The organism is Pseudomonas sp. NPDC086278, assembly GCF_050280905.1.
GTDB lineage: Bacteria > Pseudomonadota > Gammaproteobacteria > Pseudomonadales > Pseudomonadaceae > Aquipseudomonas.
In genome coordinates this window covers 13,084-30,821 of sequence record NZ_JBNNWE010000031.1, presented here as the reverse complement: position 1 = coordinate 30,821, position 17,738 = coordinate 13,084, and the positions used below count along the sequence as shown (strand labels likewise).

At 61.0% G+C, this 17,738-nt stretch carries 11 protein-coding genes; 6 read left to right on the top strand and 5 right to left on the bottom strand.

Translation table 11 applies throughout. The annotated features are described in order from the left end of the window. Window positions 1-112: 112 nt before the first annotated feature. Complete coding sequence (gene smc / locus ACQKP4_RS12335; protein WP_427633445.1) at window positions 113-3,601, bottom strand: chromosome segregation protein SMC; 3,489 nt, start codon at window positions 3,599-3,601, stop codon at window positions 113-115. A gap of 2 nt (window positions 3,602-3,603) precedes the next feature. Next, a complete protein-coding gene (locus ACQKP4_RS12330) occupies window positions 3,604-4,263 on the bottom strand; it encodes a GntR family transcriptional regulator (protein ID WP_427633443.1) in 660 nt (219 codons plus the stop codon). A gap of 267 nt (window positions 4,264-4,530) precedes the next feature. Here ACQKP4_RS12330 and xdhA point away from each other — a divergent pair, with 267 nt between their 5' ends. The 4 genes from xdhA (at window position 4,531) to guaD (ending at window position 10,663) form a co-directional block, all read left to right on the top strand. Next, a complete protein-coding gene (xdhA, locus tag ACQKP4_RS12325) occupies window positions 4,531-5,985 on the top strand; it encodes a xanthine dehydrogenase small subunit (RefSeq protein ID WP_427633442.1) in 1,455 nt (484 codons plus the stop codon). Then, on the top strand, window positions 5,978-8,380 hold the full coding sequence (gene xdhB / locus ACQKP4_RS12320; protein WP_427633440.1) for a xanthine dehydrogenase molybdopterin binding subunit: 2,403 nt from the start codon (window positions 5,978-5,980) through the stop codon (window positions 8,378-8,380). Before xdhA ends, xdhB begins: the two co-directional genes overlap by 8 nt. 118 nt (window positions 8,381-8,498) lie before the next feature. Next, window positions 8,499-9,344 carry a xanthine dehydrogenase accessory protein XdhC gene (gene xdhC / locus ACQKP4_RS12315; RefSeq protein ID WP_427633438.1) on the top strand — a complete coding sequence of 282 codons (846 nt, stop codon included), beginning with the start codon at window positions 8,499-8,501 and terminating at the stop codon, window positions 9,342-9,344. A gap of 14 nt (window positions 9,345-9,358) precedes the next feature. Next, complete coding sequence (gene guaD / locus ACQKP4_RS12310; RefSeq protein WP_427633437.1) at window positions 9,359-10,663, top strand: guanine deaminase; 1,305 nt, start codon at window positions 9,359-9,361, stop codon at window positions 10,661-10,663. A 163-nt stretch (window positions 10,664-10,826) separates the two neighbouring features. Here the strand turns inward: guaD and ACQKP4_RS12305 are convergent, their stop codons facing one another. Next, complete coding sequence (locus ACQKP4_RS12305; RefSeq protein WP_427633435.1) at window positions 10,827-11,591, bottom strand: GntR family transcriptional regulator; 765 nt, start codon at window positions 11,589-11,591, stop codon at window positions 10,827-10,829. A gap of 272 nt (window positions 11,592-11,863) precedes the next feature. On the opposite strand from ACQKP4_RS12305, the gene ACQKP4_RS12300 reads away from it, so the two are divergent. After that, window positions 11,864-13,054 carry a benzoate/H(+) symporter BenE family transporter gene (locus ACQKP4_RS12300; protein WP_427633433.1) on the top strand — a complete coding sequence of 397 codons (1,191 nt, stop codon included), beginning with the start codon at window positions 11,864-11,866 and terminating at the stop codon, window positions 13,052-13,054. Window positions 13,055-13,116: 62 nt separating this feature from the next. On the opposite strand, the gene ACQKP4_RS12295 is transcribed toward ACQKP4_RS12300, so the two are convergent. Continuing rightward, complete coding sequence (locus ACQKP4_RS12295) at window positions 13,117-13,461, bottom strand: YggL family protein (RefSeq protein ID WP_201202105.1); 345 nt, start codon at window positions 13,459-13,461, stop codon at window positions 13,117-13,119. A gap of 234 nt (window positions 13,462-13,695) precedes the next feature. Between ACQKP4_RS12295 and dacB the strand changes: the two genes are divergently transcribed. After that, a complete protein-coding gene (gene dacB, locus ACQKP4_RS12290) occupies window positions 13,696-15,156 on the top strand; it encodes a D-alanyl-D-alanine carboxypeptidase/D-alanyl-D-alanine endopeptidase (protein WP_427633431.1) in 1,461 nt (486 codons plus the stop codon). Window positions 15,157-15,289: 133 nt separating this feature from the next. Here the strand turns inward: dacB and ACQKP4_RS12285 are convergent, their stop codons facing one another. Continuing rightward, the gene (locus tag ACQKP4_RS12285) at window positions 15,290-17,689 is read right to left on the bottom strand and encodes a sensor domain-containing diguanylate cyclase (protein ID WP_427633429.1); all 2,400 of its coding nucleotides are present in this window, start codon (window positions 17,687-17,689) and stop codon (window positions 15,290-15,292) included. Window positions 17,690-17,738 lie beyond the last annotated feature (49 nt).

Sequence of the window (17,738 nt, the reverse complement as noted above, 5' to 3'; positions counted from 1 at the left end):
AACTTTACACCGTCTGTCACCATGGCTTGAGCGAATATGTCGATTGGCCAGCAATCAGCGGGAAGTAAAAAAAGTCTTACAGACCAAAATTACTTGCCCTACGAGCGTCGGCTCAGGCATCCACCATCGCCATCGCTTCTTCGACATCCACTGCCACCAGACGCGAGCAACCCGGTTCGTGCATCGTCACCCCCATCAGTTGATCGGCCATTTCCATGGCGATCTTGTTGTGGGTGATGTAGATGAACTGCACCGTCTGCGACATCTCCTTGACCAGTCGTGCGTAGCGTCCAACGTTAGCGTCATCCAGTGGAGCGTCAACCTCATCGAGCATGCAGAACGGCGCCGGGTTCAATTTGAAGATCGCAAAAACCAGGGCCAATGCGGTCAGGGCTTTTTCGCCACCGGAGAGCAAATGGATGGTGCTGTTCTTCTTCCCTGGCGGCTGCGCCATGATCGTTACCCCTGTATCGAGTAGATCTTCGCCCGTCAGTTCCAAATACGCGCGCCCGCCACCGAAAACTTTCGGGAAAAGCGCTTGTAAACCGCCATTGATCTGATCAAAGGTATCTTTGAAGCGGTTTCGGGTTTCCTTGTCGATCTTGCGAATCACGTTCTCGAGCGTGTCCAGTGCTTCCACCAGATCGTCGTTCTGCGCATCCAGATACCGTTTACGCTCGGATTGTTGCGTGTATTCGTCGATGGCCGCGAGGTTGATCGCGCCGAGGCGTTGAATGCGCGCGGCAATGCGTTCAAGTTCTTCTTCGGCGTCTTTCTCGCTGGCCTCGGCCGTGAGCGTGGCAAGCACGCCGTGCAGGTCGTAGCCGTCTTCGAGCAATTGATCTTCGAGGGTCTTGCGACGCACGGTCAGGGCTTGCCATTCCATGCGTTGCGTTTCCATCTGCCCACGAATCAACTGCGATTGCTGCTCTGCCTGGTTGCGCCGTTTTTCCGCATCGCGCAGTTCGCGGTCAGCGTCTTCCAGCGCGATTTGCGCGGTTTTCAGTTCTTCATCGACGGTCATGCGCTTGTCGAGCAACTCTTCGAGCTTGAGCCGCAGCTCTTCCAGCGGCGCCTCGCCCTCCTCCAGATTGAGGCTCAGTTGCTCGCGCTTCTCGGTCAGGCGTTCGGACTGCATCTCCAGCCGATCAAGCGCCTGGCGCGTCGAATCGTGTTGCGCCTTGAGCGAGCCCAGACGCACCGCCAGTTGATGCGCGTGATCCTTGTGCTGCCGGGCTTCCTGACGCACGCGATCGAGTCGCTCGCGCAAGCTGTCGCGCTGGGCCAGCAGCAACTCACGTTGCTCGGTGTCGAGCGCCATCGCATCGAGGGCGTCCTGCAATTGCAAACGCGCCTCGCCGATGTTTTCGTGTTCCAGTGCGCGCTGCTCACCCAACTCGACAAGCTCTTCGTCGAGACGCGTACGCCGCAACGTCAGTTGTTCAGCCTTAGCTTTGCCGGCGGACAACTGCGCTTTCAATTCACCTTGCTGACGCGCTTCGTCTTGCAGCAACCGGCGCAAATGCTCGCGACCGTTTTCCTGCTGACGCTGTTGCGCGCGCAGATTTTGCAGTTGAGTTTCAAGGGTCTCGACCGTGGCTTCGCGCTCTTCACGCTCTTCGCTCAGGCGCTGGATTTCCTGACCTCGGGCCAACACGCCACTTTCCGCTTCACTGGCACGGCGTACGCGTAAAAAGTGTCGACCGACCCAATAACCGTCGCGGCTGATCAGGCTCTGGCCGGCCGTCAATTGACTGCGCAACGCCAACGCTTGCTCAAGGTTGTCGACCGGTTTGACCTGCCCCAGCCAGGGCGACAGATCGATCTGCGCTTCGACTTTATCGAGCAAGCTGCCCGCCACGCGCACGCCGTCGCCGTCCGGGCTGAGCAGGCGCAAATCGCCCTGGGCAAATCCGCCCAGATCGAAATCGCTGAAATCGTCCACCAGCACCGCTTGCAGGTCGGCGCCGAGCACGGTTTCCACCGCCAGCTCCCAACCCGCTTCAACTTTCAGGCCTTCGGCCAGACGCGGGCGGTCCGCCAGATTTTGCTCGCGCAACCATTCAGCAGTGCCGGTGCCCGGATCGAGCGCGGCTTGCTGCAAGGCCTCAAGGGATGCGAGTCGACCGTTGAGGCGCTGCAAATCGCCTTGCGCCTGCTGCTGATTTTGCAGCGCCAGTTGCAGTTCCTGACGCAGTTGCTCAAGGCGTTCGACCTGCGCTTCTTCGCTGGCCTGCAAATCTTCGAGCGTGGCTTCGGACGCCGCCAACTGCTCGCCAAGCTCCATGATCGCCGCATCTTCCGGGTCCGCCGAGAGCAACGCGCGCTCTTCGCCCAAGCGCTTCTGGCGATCGGCCAAACGCTCCATGCTGGTTTCCAGCTGCTGGATGCGTGACTGCTGAACTTCGGATTGGCGGCGCGGCTCGGCGGCCGTCAGGTTGAACGTGTCCCACTGCTCCTGCCAGGCGTGCATGGTGGTTTCGGATTCTTCCAGCGCGGCGGCCGCTTCTTCGGCGGCAGCGCTGGTGACTTCCTGCTCCGGCGTGAGCATGTCCAGCTCTTCGCCGAGGGTCTGCAACAGCGTCCGGTCGAGGCCCAGGTGCGATTCGGTTTCGAGGCGCGCGCGCTCGGCTTCTTTCAGATCGTCCTGCAGCTGACGCAAACGCTGCTGGCCGTGCTGGATGCTCTGCTCGACCCGGGCGATGTCACCGCCGACCGAATAGAAGCGCCCCTGCACCAGATTGAAGCGCTCTGACAGATCATGGTGCCCGTCACGCAAGCGTTCGATGGCGGCATCGGCGTTGCGCTGCTCGGCGACCAGCGCTTCGAAGGTGACTTCCTGATTGCCAATGACCGCTTCGCGCTGGCCGACCTGTTCGTTCAGTGCCTGCCAGCGCAGGGCTGACAGCTGGGCCTTGAGCTGGCGTTCTTCGCCTTTGTATTCCTGATACTTCTTGGCGGCTTCTGCCTGGCGGTGCAAGCGCTCAAGCTGACGCTCGAGCTCTTCGCGCAAGTCGGTGAGGCGCGCGAGGTTTTCGTGGGTGCGGCGGATGCGGTTTTCGGTCTCGCGCCGGCGCTCCTTGTACTTGGAGATGCCCGCCGCTTCTTCAATAAAGTTGCGCAGGTCTTCGGGCTTGGACTCGATCAGCTTGGAGATCATCCCCTGCTCGATAATCGAATAGCTGCGCGGCCCCAGGCCGGTGCCCAGGAAAATGTCGGTGATGTCGCGGCGCCGGCATTTGGTGCCGTTGAGGTAATAGGTGGTCTGGCTGTCGCGGGTCACTTTGCGGCGGATGGATATTTCCGCATAGGCGGCGTACTCGCCGAGCAAGGTGCCATCGGAGTTGTCGAACACCAGTTCGATACTCGCCTGGCTCACTGGTTTGCGGCTGGTCGAGCCGTTGAAGATGACGTCGGTCATCGACTCGCCGCGCAAGTTCTTGGCCGAGCTTTCGCCCATCACCCAGCGTACGGCGTCGATGATGTTCGATTTGCCGCAGCCATTGGGCCCGACCACTGCCGCCATGTTGCTGGGGAAGTTCACCGTGGTCGGGTCGACGAAGGATTTGAACCCCGCCAGCTTGATGCACTTGAGCCGCACGCTTAAGCGTCCGTCAGGGCAGAAACCACCAGATCGCAACTGCGCTGGGCATAAGCCGTCAGCACCACGCGGATCAGCGGCAAATCACGGGCCAGCACGGCAGCGAGCAAGCGTTCAAACAGTTCGAGGAACTCACTCATCGACGCTTTGCGCTGATCGAGGGCGAGGAAATACGCGCGGCTCATGGCCGGCTGCAGATTCTCGACGGTTTCCTGCAAATACGGGTTATTGGCGAACGGGTACGCGGCGCGCATCACGTTGAAGCTGTCGTCGACGAACGTGCGGATGTCCTGACGCTCGTAGCTGGCGCGCAGGCGCTGCTGGATCTGCACGAACGGCGCCATGTCGGCCTGCACCCGCCAGCCGTTCGCCACGGCGTTGCCGAGCAGAATGTAGAGTTCACTCATCAGCGTGCACAGGCTCTGCACCTTGTGAGCCGTGAGTTCGGTGACGTGCGCGCCCCGTCGCGGCAGGATCGCGATCAGGTGGCGACGCTCAAGAATCAGCAAGGCTTCGCGGACCGAACCGCGGCTGACATTGAGCGCCAGCGTGACCTTCTGTTCCTGAATGCGCTCCCCGGGCTTCATTTCGCCACGGATGATGCGTTCGGCGAGGTGGTGAGCGATTTGCTCGGCGAGGCTGTCCGGCGCCTTGAACGTCATGGTTGTCCTTCAAACTCTATCGATCTGCACAAGCGGCGCAGTGTAGCGCAGATGAAGGGTCATGGCGGAGTGCCCACTCGGCGGTTTTTGGCACGATTCAAGCAAAAAGCAGGCTATCCCGCGAGGGTCAATAATGAAGGAACGTGTTGTTGATCGACAAAATGTATTTTCCTGACCTTTAAGTCAGAAAATCATTGACCGAAAAGTCAGACCTGATAAATTCGGTTCACATCGGTTAACAACAATAATGAGTCTGCGAGGCCTTCCGTGATCCAGTTTTTACTCAACCAGGAACTCCGTAGCGAGCACGCCCTGGACCCAAACCTGACCGTGCTCAATTATCTGCGCGACCATGTGGGCAAACCCGGCACCAAAGAAGGCTGCGCCAGCGGTGACTGCGGCGCCTGCACTGTGGTGGTCGGCGAGCTGCAAACGGATGACGATGGCCACGAACACATTCGCTACCGCAGCCTCAACTCGTGCCTGACGTTCGTTTCGTCATTGCACGGCAAACAACTGATCAGCGTTGAAGACCTCAAGCACAACGGCGAACTGCACAGCGTGCAAAAAGCCATGGTCGAGTGCCATGGCTCGCAATGCGGCTTCTGCACCCCAGGCTTCGTGATGTCGCTGTTCGCGCTGCAAAAAAACAGCGATGCACCGGATTCCCATAAGGCCCACGAAGCGCTGGCCGGCAACCTGTGCCGCTGCACCGGCTACCGACCGATTCTGGAAGCCGCCGAGCAATCCTGCTGCGCCAGGCAGCCGGACCAGTTCGACACTCGCGAAGCCGACACCATCGCCCGCCTGAAAGCCATTGCACCCACCGACATCGGCGAACTCAACAGTGGCGACAAACGCTGCCTGGTGCCGCTGACCGTCGCCGATCTGGCCGACCTCTACGACGCTTATCCACAGGCGCGCCTGTTGGCCGGCGGTACCGATCTGGCGCTGGAAGTCACGCAGTTCCACCGCACCTTGCCGGTGATGATCTACGTGGGCAACGTCGCTGAAATGAAGCGCATCGAACGCTTCGACGATCGCCTGGAAATCGGCGCCGCCACCGCCCTCTCCGACTGCTACGACGCGCTGAAAACCGAATACCCGGATTTCGGCGAACTGCTGCAGCGTTTTGCCTCGCTGCAGATCCGCAACCAGGGCACGCTGGGCGGCAACATCGGCAATGCCTCGCCCATTGGGGACTCACCGCCGCTGCTGATCGCACTGGGCGCGCAAATCGTCCTGTGCAAAGGCGCAACCCGCCGCACCATGGCGCTGGAAGATTACTTCATCGATTACCGGGTCACCGCGCGTCAGGAAAGCGAGTTCATCGAGAAGATCATCGTGCCGCGTGCCAGCGCCGAACAGCTGTTCCGTGCGTACAAGGTGTCCAAGCGCCTGGACGATGACATTTCCGCTGTTTGCGCCGCGTTCAACCTGCGCCTTGAAAACGGTGTGATCGCCGATGCCCGCGTCGCTTTCGGTGGTATGGCCGCCACGCCAAAACGCGCGAAAAGCTGCGAAGCCGTGCTGCTTGGCGCCCAGTGGAACAACGCCACGGTCGAACGCGCCTGCGCCGCCCTGGCCGAAGATTTCACACCGCTCTCGGACTTTCGCGCCAGCAAGGAATATCGCCTGCTCAGCGCGCAAAACCTGCTGCGCAAATACTTCATCGAGCTGCAAACACCGCACATCGAGACTCGGGTGACCGCTTATGTCTAATCATCACGCTGTAGAGAAGACCCAAGCCGAACTGGCTGCACTGTTCGCCAAGGACCTGACCACCGGTGTCGGCCGCAGCGTCAAGCACGACAGCGCCGCCAAGCACGTGTCCGGTGAAGCGCAGTACATCGACGACCGGCTGGAGTTTCCGAATCAGTTGCACGTGTACGCGCGACTGTCGGACCGTGCCCACGCGAAAATCATCAGCATCGACACCAAGCCGTGCTACGCCTTCGACGGCGTGCGCATCGCCATTACCCACGAAGACGTGCCGGGCTTGAAAGACATTGGTCCGCTGCTGCCGGGCGATCCGTTGCTGGCCATCGATGATGTGCAATTCGTCGGTCAACCGGTGCTCGCCGTTGCAGCAAAGGACCTGGAAACCGCGCGCAAGGCGGCGATGGCCGCGATCATCGAATACGAAGATCTGGAGCCTGTGCTCGACGTGGTCGAGGCACTCCGAAAACGCCACTTCGTGCTCGACAGCCACACCCACCAGCGCGGCGATTCGGCCGGCGCACTGGCCACCGCCGAACATCGCATCCAGGGCACGCTGCACATCGGCGGCCAGGAACACTTCTACCTCGAAACCCAGATCTCTTCGGTGATGCCGACTGAAGACGGCGGCATGATTGTCTACTGCTCGACGCAAAACCCGACCGAAGTGCAAAAACTGGTGGCCGAAGTGCTCGACGTGTCGATGAATAAAATCGTCGTCGACATGCGCCGCATGGGCGGTGGTTTCGGCGGCAAGGAAACCCAGGCGGCGAGCCCGGCGTGCCTGTGCGCCGTGATCGCGCACCTCACCGGCCAGCCGACCAAGATGCGCCTGCCGCGTGTCGAAGACATGCTGATGACCGGCAAGCGTCACCCGTTCTACGTCGAATACGACGTCGGCTTCGACAGCACCGGGCGCCTGCACGGCATCGCGCTGGAACTGGCCGGCAACTGCGGCTGCTCGCCAGACTTGTCGGCCTCGATTGTCGACCGCGCGATGTTCCACGCCGATAACTCGTACTACCTCGGCGATGCGACGATCAATGGCCACCGCTGCAAGACCAACACCGCCTCGAACACCGCGTACCGTGGTTTCGGTGGCCCGCAAGGGATGGTCGCGATTGAAGAAGTGATGGACGCGATTGCGCGCCATCTGGCGCTTGATCCGCTCTCGGTGCGCAAGGCCAACTACTACGGCAAGACCGAGCGCAACGTCACCCATTACTACCAGACCGTCGAGCACAACATGCTCGAGGAAATGACCGCCGAACTGGAAGAAAGCAGCCAGTACGCCGAGCGCCGCGAAGCGATCCGTCGCTACAACGCCAACAGCCCGATCCTGAAAAAAGGCCTGGCGCTGACCCCGGTCAAATTCGGCATTTCGTTCACTGCCAGTTTCCTTAACCAGGCGGGTGCGCTGATCCACGTCTACACCGACGGCAGCATCCACCTGAACCACGGCGGCACCGAGATGGGCCAGGGCCTGAACACCAAAGTCGCGCAAGTCGTGGCCGAAGTGTTCCAGGTGGAAATGGACCGGGTGCAGATCACCGCGACCAACACCGACAAGGTGCCGAACACCTCGCCAACCGCCGCCTCCAGTGGCGCCGACCTGAACGGCAAAGCGGCGCAGAATGCCGCCGAAATCATCAAGCAGCGGCTGGTCGAATTCGCTGCGCGTCACTACAAGGTCAGCGAAGAAGACGTGGAGTTCCACAACGGCCACGTGCGGGTTCGTGATCACATCCTGACGTTTGAAGCGTTGATCCAGCAGGCGTATTTCAACCAGGTGTCGCTGTCGAGCACCGGGTTCTACAAGACGCCGAAAATCTACTACGACCGCAGCCAGGCCCGTGGTCGTCCGTTCTACTACTTCGCGTTTGGCGCGGCGTGCTGCGAAGTGATCGTCGACACCCTGACCGGCGAGTACAAGATGTTGCGCACCGACATCCTCCACGACGTCGGCGCCTCGCTGAACCCGGCCATCGACATCGGTCAGGTCGAGGGCGGTTTCATCCAGGGCATGGGTTGGCTGACCATGGAAGAACTGGTGTGGAACAACAAAGGCAAACTGATGACCAATGGCCCGGCCAGCTACAAGATCCCGGCGGTCGCGGACATGCCGCTGGACCTGCGGGTGAAGCTGGTGGAAAACCGCAAGAACCCCGAAGACACGGTGTTCCATTCCAAGGCTGTGGGCGAGCCGCCGTTCATGCTCGGCATCGCTTCGTGGTGTGCGATCAAGGACGCCGTGGCGAGCCTCGGCGATTACCAGCATCAACCGAACATCGACGCCCCGGCGACTCCGGAGCGGGTGTTGTGGGGGTGTGAGCAGATGCGCCAGTTGAAGGTGGCGAAGGCGGTTGAGGCTGAGCCGGCGGAGTTGGCTTCGCTTTAAGGACCGAGGTGCGGCCTTCGCGAGCGAGCCCGCTCCCACAGGGGAATGCATTCCAAATGTGGGAGCGGGCTTGCTCGCGAAGAGGCCCGAACAGACAACACAGATGTCGAGGTGAAACATGTACAACTGGATCGACGCCCTCGCCGACCTGCAATCCCAGGGTGAACCCTGCGTGCTGGTGACCATCATCGAAGAGCTCGGCTCGACGCCGCGCAATGCCGGTTCGAAGATGGTCATCAGCGCCAACCAGACCTTCGACACCATCGGTGGCGGGCATCTGGAATACAAGGCCATGCAGATCGGCCGCGAAATGCTCGCCAGCGGCAAGCAGGACACGCATCTGGAGCGCTTCAGCCTCGGCGCCAGCCTCGGCCAGTGCTGCGGCGGCGCGACGGTGTTGCTGTTCGAACCGATGGGCCAGGTCCAGGCGCAGATCGCCGTATTCGGCGCCGGCCATGTCGGTCGCGCACTGGTGCCGTTGCTCGCCAGCCTACCCTGCCGCGTGCGCTGGATCGACTCGCGGGACGCCGAGTTCCCGGAACAGATCCCCCACGGCGTACGTAAAATCGTCGCCGAAGAACCGCTGGATGAAATCGATGAGTTGCCCGTCGGCAGCTATTGCATCGTCATGACCCACAATCACCAGCTCGACCTCGAACTCACCGCCGCGATCCTCAAGCGCAACGACTTCGCCTACTTCGGCCTGATCGGCTCGAAGACCAAACGGGTCAAGTTCGAACACCGCTTGCGTGACCGTGGTTTCGACAGCGCCTCGCTGCAACGCATGCGCTGTCCGATGGGCATCGGCGAAGTCAAAGGCAAATTGCCTGTGGAAATCGCCATCTCCATCGCTGGCGAAATCATCGCCACCTATAACGCGAATTTCGGCCAGCAGACCGCCAGCGCCGGATCATCGATTGCCCGACTGCTGCCTGTTTCACGCCGCAGCCAAGCCACGAACTAACCACCGAGAATCACATGCCTTTGACTCGCAAAGCCTACCGCGCCGCCATCCTGCACAGCATTGCCGACCCTGCCGAAGTCGGCATCGAAGCCTCGTACGAGTATTTCGAAGACGGTTTGCTGGTGGTCGATAACGGCCAGATCAGCGCGCTCGGTCACGCCAGCGACTTGCTGCCCACCCTGCCGGCCGACATCGAGATCGCGCATTATCAGGACGCGCTGATCACTCCCGGCTTCATTGACACCCACATCCACTTGCCGCAAACCGGCATGGTCGGCGCCTATGGCGAGCAACTGCTGGATTGGCTGAACACCTACACCTTCCCCTGCGAAAGCCAGTTCGCCGACAAGGCTCACGCCGACGAAGTCGCGGGTATTTTCATCAAGGAATTGCTGCGCAACGGCACCACCACCGCGCTGGTATTCGGCAGCGTGCACCCGCAATCGGTGAACTCGTTCTTCGAAGCCGCCGAACAGCTGGACCTGCGGATGATCGCCGGCAAAGTGATGATGGACCGCAACGCGCCGGACTATCTGACCGACACCGCCGAATCCAGCTATGTCGAAAGCAAGGCGCTGATCGAGCGCTGGCACGGCAAGGGCCGTCTGCACTATGCGGTCACCCCGCGTTTTGCCCCGACCAGCACCCCGGAACAACTGACCCTCGCCGGGCAGTTGTTGAGCGAATTCCCCGACCTGTACATGCAGACCCACATCAGCGAAAACCTGAAGGAAGTCGAGTGGGTCAAGGAACTGTTCCCGGAGCGCAAAGGCTATCTGGACGTCTACGATCACTACAAATTGCTCGGCGAGCGCTCGGTATTCGCCCACGGCGTGCACCTGTGCGACGACGAGTGCGCGCGGTTGGCCCAGACCGGCTCGGCCATCGCCTTCTGCCCGACCTCGAACTTCTTCCTCGGCAGCGGCCTGTTCAACTTGCCGATGGCCGAGAAGCACAAGTTGAACGTGGGCTTGGGCACGGACGTTGGCGGCGGCACCAGTTTCTCGCTGCTGCAAACGCTGAACGAGGCGTACAAGGTCATGCAACTGCAAGGTGCGCGACTGAGCCCGTTCAAGTCGCTGTACCTGGCGACCCTCGGCGGTGCGCGGGCACTGCGCCTGGAAGACAAGATCGGCACGCTCAAACCCGGCACCGACGCCGACTTCCTGGTGCTGGACTACAACGCCACGCCGCTGCTGAGCTATCGCTTGAAGCAGGCGAATAACATTGCCGAGACGTTGTTTGTGTTGATGACGCTGGGGGACGACCGGACGGTGTTGCAGACGTATGCGGCGGGGAATCAGGTGCATCAGCGCTGAGGTTTTTCGGGCATGAAAAAAATCCCCCGCACTCTTCAGTCCGGGGGATTTTTATTGCCGGTCAGATCGCCTTCGCGGGCAAGCCCGCTCCCACAGGGGACTTGTGAACGACACAGGTCAAATGTGGGAGCGGGCTTGCTCGCGAAGGCCGCGCCGCGGTCTATCAGAGTTTCGCGGTCGAACGCCCCGGCTTCTTGGTCTGCAACAAATGCGAAAACACCGCATGCAAATCATCCGACGCGCTTTCTTCGTCGAGGTTGAGTTTGCTGTCGATGTGGTCCATGTGGTGCATCATCAAGTCCACCGCAAGCTGCCCGTTGCGCGCTTCGATCGCGTCGATCAACTGGGTGTGCTCGTCGTAGGAGCAGTGCGAGCGGTTGCCGCTTTCGTACTGCGCGATGATCAACGAGGTCTGCGACACCAGGCTGCGCTGGAAGCTGATCAGCGGCGCGTTCTTCGCCGCTTCGGCCAGCTTCAGGTGGAATTCGCCCGACAGACGGATACCTGCGCCACGGTCGCCACGAGAGAAGCTGTCGCGTTCGTCGTTGACCATCTGCCGCAACTCGGCGATCTGTTCGGCGGTCGCGTGTTGAACGGCCAGTTCAGTGATCGCCCGCTCCACCAGACGCCGCGCCAGAAACACCTGACGGGCCTCTTCGACGCTCGGGCTGGCGACGACAGCGCCACGGTTCGGACGCAGCAGCACGACGCCTTCATGGGCCAGGCGTGACAGCGCGCGGCGAATGATGGTGCGACTGACCCCGAAAATTTCCCCCAGCGCTTCTTCGCTCAACTTGGTGCCGGGCGCCAGACGCTGTTCGAGGATGGCCTCGAAGATATGCGCGTAGACCATATCGTCCTGGGTACCGCTGCGGCCGGCTTTGCCTGCTCGCGGTTGTTTCTTAAGGGGCTGCAACTGTTCGTTCATGGGCACTCGAGTCGGAAGAACTGCGGCGAATTGACCGTGACTGTAATACGGCACAGTGGGTCGCTGGCAAGTATCGCGTAGAAAAACATCGCGATTGTACACAATGGATAGTGGCAACACGACTGTACGGCTGTTTGTCGCTGCCGCTGTATTGCAACGATTCGTTACTTTTGAGTTTAGGCTTGATCGCAGAATCCGCCTGAACGCAGCCCGCTCCCACAGGGTTTAGCGGCGCTTCGGATATCTTCATCACAACAGGGAACACCGCTGTCATGAACGACGCCACACGCACGCAGCTCCGCCCCTTGGCCGACACGTCGCCGTCAGCCATCGTCGCCGGGTTTATCGCGATGATGACCGGTTACACCAGCTCGCTGGTCCTGATGTTTCAGGCCGGCCAGGCGGCGGGCCTGACCACCGGGCAGATTTCATCGTGGATCTGGGCAATCTCGATTGGCATGGCGGTGTGCTCGATCGGTTTGTCGTTGCGCTATCGCACGCCCATCACCATCGCCTGGTCGACGCCCGGCGCGGCGTTGCTGATCACCAGCCTGGGTGGCGTGAGTTACGGCGAGGCCATCGGCGCCTACATCACCTGCGCGGTGCTGGTGACGATTTGCGGTTTGACCGGCAGCTTCGAACGGCTGGTGAAAAAGATTCCGGCGTCGTTGGCCGCCGCGTTGCTGGCGGGGATTCTGTTCAAGATCGGCAGTGAAATTTTCGTCGCCGCCCAGCATCGCACCGGGTTGGTGTTGGGAATGTTCTTCACCTACCTGATCGTCAAACGCCTGACCCCACGTTATGCGGTGCTCGCGGCTTTGCTGATCGGCACCGCGCTGTCGGGCTTGATGGGCCTGCTGGACTTCAGCGGTTTTCACCTGGAAGTGGCGACACCGATCTGGACCACGCCGCACTTCTCGCTCGCCGCGACCATCAGCATCGGCATCCCGCTGTTTGTGGTGGCGATGACCTCGCAGAACATGCCCGGCATCGCCGTATTGCGCGCCGACGGCTATACGGTGCCGGCCTCGCCGCTGATCACCACCACCGGCATCGCCTCGCTGCTACTGGCGCCGTTCGGTTCCCACGGCATCAACCTGGCCGCCATCAGCGCGGCGATCTGCACCGGCCCGCACGCCCACGAAGATCGCAACAAGCGCTACACAGCGGCGGTCTGGTGCGGGATTTTCTACGGGATCGCCGGGGTGTTCGGTGCGACGCTGGCGGCGCTGTTTGCCGCGCTGCCTAAAGAGTTGGTGCTGTCGATTGCGGCGCTGGCGCTGTTCGGCTCGATCATCAATGGCTTGAGCATTGCCATGACCGAGGTGAAAGAACGTGAAGCGGCGCTGATCACCTTCATGGTCACGGCGTCGGGGCTGACGCTGTTTTCCATCGGTTCGGCCTTCTGGGGAATTGTCGCGGGGCTGTTGACGTTGCTCATTCTGAATTGGCGCAAGGCCTGATGACCGACAAAAAACAGGCATAAAAAAACGGCGACCCTTGGGTCGCCGTTTCTTTTATGACATCAAGCTACCGGATTGATCGGCTTTTCCGGGTACCAGACGTCCAGCAGCGGGCTGACGGTTGCTTCAGTCAGTTCGCTGCGGCCTTTGAGCCAGGCTTCAACAGCGGCGCGCTGCTCTTCGGACACCGAGCCACGCTTGATCAGGCAAACCAGACCGAAGTCATCGCCGCCCACATAGCCCAGACCGTTGGCTTCCATGGCTTCTTTGAGGAATGCGTCGAGGAAAGCATCAATGGCTTCATCAGCCAAATCTTCTTTGAAATCCAGGTTCAGCTCGAAACCCAGCTCTTGAAATTCATCGACGCACAGTTTTTTGCGCAGACGCTGGGAACGGTTAGTCGCCATTGGAACAATCCTCATAAGTAATAACGGGCGGCACTTTAGCAGTTTAAGCCGCCAATTGCCCGACTCTCTGGACGCCTGCGGCTACCGTCGGTAAAAAAATAGCGGATTAGGGGGTCGACGTACGGCCCAACGCGTTACACCTTGGGGCATAATGCCGACACTTTCATGACCACTGAGGGAATTTATCTTCATGCCCTCGTCTTTTTTCCCCTCGGCTGTAGGGTTCTATTTCAGATGATCAAATCTTTGCGTCCCTTGTTGCTGGCCAGTTTTCTTCTCCCGCTGGCCCTCCCCGTTTCCGCCGCCCCGATCAATACCGCGCTGACCCCCAACGTCGAAAAAGCCCTCAAGGCCAGCAAGCTGCAGGACAACGCCCTGTCGCTGGTGATGATCCCGCTCACGGGGCCTGGCACCCCGACCATTTTCAACGCAGACGTTTCGGTCAACCCGGCCTCGACCATGAAACTGGTGACCACGTACGCGGCGCTGGAAATGCTCGGCCCCAACCACCAGTGGAAAACCGAGTTCTACACCGACGGCACCCTGAGCGGCGGCATCCTCAACGGCAACCTCTACCTCAAGGGTGGCGGCGATCCGAAACTGAACATGGAAAAACTTTGGCTGCTGATGCGCGACCTGCGCGCCAACGGCGTGACGCAAATCACCGGCGACCTGGTGCTGGATCGCAGTTTCTTCGTGCAGCCGCAATTGCCCGAGTTCAACGATGACGGCAATGACGAGAACAAACCATTCCTGGTCAAACCCGATTCGCTGATGGTCAACCTCAAGGCCCTGCGCTTTGTGGCGCGCAATGACAACGGTCGGGTGTTGATCTCCGTTGAACCGCCGATTGCCAGCATCAACATCGAAAACCAGGTCAAGGCGATCAACTCCAAGCAATGCACCGGCGGCGTGCGCTACAACCCGGTGACTCAGGCCGACGGCAGCGTGACCGTCACGGTCGGCGGCCAGTTGGGTGACGGCTGCAGTTCGCAGACCTACCTGTCGCTGCTCGACCACGCGACCTACACCGCCGGCGCCGTACGGGCGATCTGGAAAGAATTGGGCGGCAGCATCCAGGGCAAGGACCGTCTCGCCCCAACGCCGAGCAACGCCAAGTTGCTGGCCCGCGCCTATTCGCCGGATCTGGCGGAAATCATTCGCGACATCAACAAGTACAGCAACAACACCATGGCGCAGCAGCTGTTCCTGAGCCTGGGCCAGAAGTTCCGCACCGATGCCGACGGTGACGACGCCAAAGCCGCCCAACGCGTGGTGCGTCAGTGGCTGGCGAAGAAAGGCATCACCGCGCCGCACCTGGTGATGGAGAACGGCTCCGGGCTGTCGCGCGCCGAACGTGTCAGCGCCCGTGAAATGGCGGCGATGCTGCAAGCCGCATGGCACAGCCCATACGCGGCCGAGTTCATCAGTTCGATGCCGATTGCCGGCACCGACGGCACCATGCGCAAACGCCTGAAGACCACCGCGATGCGCGGCGAAGCCCACGTCAAGACCGGCACCCTGAACACCGTGCGCGCAATCTCCGGCTTCAGCCGCGATGTCAACGGCAACACCTGGGCAGTGGTGGCGATTCTCAACGACAAGGCACCGTTTGGCGCGTCGTCGGTGCTGGATCAGGTGCTGCTGGATCTGTATCGCCAGCCGAAACTGCCGGATACGGCGTCGGCGCTGTAACCCGATCTACAGCTCACCGAAACTCAAATGTGGGAGCGGGCTTGCTCGCGAATGCAGTGGATCAGTCAACACTTGTATAACTGACCCAGCGCATTCGCGAGCAAGCCCGCTCCCACAAGAGACCGCGTCGGGCTTAGAGCTTCTGCACCTCTACCCGATCACGGCCCGCCTGTTTCGCCGCATACACGCCAGAATCCGCCCGCAGCAACAGCGCGTCCGCGCCCTCCCCGACTTGCCAACTGGCAATCCCGAAACTGGCGGTCACCGTCCCCACGCCTTCGATCGGTGAACTGCGCAGTCCTTGCCACAGCTGCAAGGCCAGCACATGCGCCTGTTCGCCGTCGATGTCCGGGCAGAGCACCATGAATTCCTCGCCGCCCAGTCGACAAAACACATCCGTGCGCCGCAAACGGTGGCCAATACGCTCGCACACGGCTTGCAGCACCCGATCGCCGACGGCATGGCCATGCAGGTCATTGATGCGCTTGAAGTGGTCGATATCGAGCATGATCACCGACAACTCGCCGCCGCCGCGCTCGACCCGCGCCATTTCGGTGGTCAGGCGCTCCTGGAAATAGCGGCGATTGTGAATGCCAGTCAGGGAATCGGTCACCGACAGCGCGCGCAGTTCTTCTTCCACGCGCTTGAGGTCGGAAATGTCCGAGATGTAGCCATGCCACAGCACGCCGCCGCCCGGCAATTCTTCGGGCGTGGCCTCGCCGCGCACCCAGCGCAGGCCGCGCTGAGGCAGTAGCACCCGGTATTCCTCACGCCACGGGCTGAGGGTGTCCGCCGATGCCCGAATCGAGGCGCGAACCCGCGTCGTGTCCTGTGGATGAATCCGCGTGAAAATCGCTTCCGCGTTGAGCAGCAAAACGTCCGGTTCGAGTTCGTAGATCTCGCGAATGCCGTCACTGGCGTAGATCACGCTGAAGCGGCCGTCGAACTCCATCTTGAATTGATAGATGCCGCCGGGCACATGGGCGCTGAGTTTTTTCAGCAACAGGTCCCGCGCCGCCAGCGCTTCGTAGACGCGTTTGCGCTCGGTGATGTCGATGCAGATCGCCAGGTGCCCGACCCACAAACCTTGCTCGTCGAGGACCGGGGTCGCGAGCATGTTCACCGTTAAATGGCTGCCGTCCTGACGCACCAGTGTCCATTCCCGCGCCTCGTTGCCGCCCTGCTCGCCGCCTTCGACCAGCATCGCCTGGCAGGTGGGTATCGGCTTGCCGTACCGTGCGCTCAACTCCGCCGAGCGGGCGGCGAGTTCACGGGGGAAGTGCAGGTTTTCCAGGGTCATGTGGCCCACCACCTCAACCGCGGCGTAGCCCAACATCTGTTCGGCCCCGGCGTTGAAGGTGCTGATGACCCCGCGCAGATCGGTCGCAATGATCGCGACCTGAGTCGCAGCGTTCAGTACGCCGCGCAACTGGCCGTGGGTGCCGCGCAACTCTTGCTCACGGGCATGCAGCTCCTGTGTGCGCTGCTCGACCATTTTCAGCGCACGCTGGCGCTGGCTGACCAGCACGTAGAGCAACGCACTCAACAGCAGGCTGAGCAGGCCACCGAGCACCACCAACGTGGTCACCGAAGAATGGTTGGCTTGCACGAAAGCTTCGCTCGGCGTGATGTCGACCTGATAATCGTGGTCGGCCATGCGCAGCAACCGGGTCGCGGACAGATCGCTTTTGGCGGCGCCATTGAAGGATTCGTAAAGCACCTCATGCTGATCGTCGATGGACAAATCGAGAATGCGCACCGTGAGGTAGTCGTAATCGGCTTCCGGCAGGCCGTCCGCCAGCAACTGGCGCATGCTGATCACCGCCATGACATAGCCCGAAGGCTTGGCCCCCGCCGTCATCGGTGTATCACGCGGCATCACCGGCGCCACCAGCAACACACCGCGCGCATAAGCCGGCTCGATGCCGACCAGGTACATTGGCTGCGACACCGCCAGGCTGCCGAGTTTATCTGCTCGCTCAAGGGTGGAACGGCGCATCGGCTGGGCCAGCAAGTCGTAACCCAGCGGCGAGCCGAGTCGGCTTTGCGTCTGGCTGTACAGCACGGGCACGTACTCGTCCCGTTCGGCAGCCAGTTGCAACTCACCGTCGGCATTCAGTTCGCGAAGGGTGAAGTTGCTCAGGCCCTCGGCTTGCACCTTGCGCTCGAACTGCGCGCGCTCGGCGTTCGTCACTCGCGGCGCGAATGAATACGCCTGGGTGCGCAACAGCAGAGGTTTGGTGTAGCCGTCGAACTCCTTGCGGGAGACCGAATCGGAATTGGCAAAGAACCGCCGCAGACCGTCGAGGCGCTGCTCCTGATCTTCGAAACGTTCTTCGATACGGCTGTAACGTTCACTGGCGAGCAGTTGAAAACGTTGGCGCAACTGATGGTGGAACACATCAAGCGTCGACCAGGCCAGCAATCCGGTGAGAATCCCGCCGACGAGCAATACCAGCAGCGCGACCAGCCAGGCCGACGCATCTTCACTGATAAAACCCAAAATCTTGGGGCGCACGGGCGGTAACGACATAGAGGCAACTCAAAATGCCAGGTGCCGGAAAAGCCCATTGGCCATGGTT

What these genes read in the sequence shown, in the direction of transcription:
- ACQKP4_RS12330 (WP_427633443.1), bottom strand. Translation starts at nt 4,263, where the DNA reads ATGACGTTCAAGGCGCCGGACAGCCTCGCCGAGCAAATCGCTCACCAC.
- xdhB (WP_427633440.1), top strand. Translation starts at nt 5,978, where the DNA reads ATGTCTAATCATCACGCTGTAGAGAAGACCCAAGCCGAACTGGCTGCA.
- xdhC (WP_427633438.1), top strand. Translation starts at nt 8,499, where the DNA reads ATGTACAACTGGATCGACGCCCTCGCCGACCTGCAATCCCAGGGTGAA.
- guaD (WP_427633437.1), top strand. Translation starts at nt 9,359, where the DNA reads ATGCCTTTGACTCGCAAAGCCTACCGCGCCGCCATCCTGCACAGCATT.
- ACQKP4_RS12305 (WP_427633435.1), bottom strand. Translation starts at nt 11,591, where the DNA reads ATGAACGAACAGTTGCAGCCCCTTAAGAAACAACCGCGAGCAGGCAAA.
- ACQKP4_RS12300 (WP_427633433.1), top strand. Translation starts at nt 11,864, where the DNA reads ATGAACGACGCCACACGCACGCAGCTCCGCCCCTTGGCCGACACGTCG.
- ACQKP4_RS12295 (WP_201202105.1), bottom strand. Translation starts at nt 13,461, where the DNA reads ATGGCGACTAACCGTTCCCAGCGTCTGCGCAAAAAACTGTGCGTCGAT.
- dacB (WP_427633431.1), top strand. Translation starts at nt 13,696, where the DNA reads ATGATCAAATCTTTGCGTCCCTTGTTGCTGGCCAGTTTTCTTCTCCCG.
- ACQKP4_RS12285 (WP_427633429.1), bottom strand. Translation starts at nt 17,689, where the DNA reads ATGTCGTTACCGCCCGTGCGCCCCAAGATTTTGGGTTTTATCAGTGAA.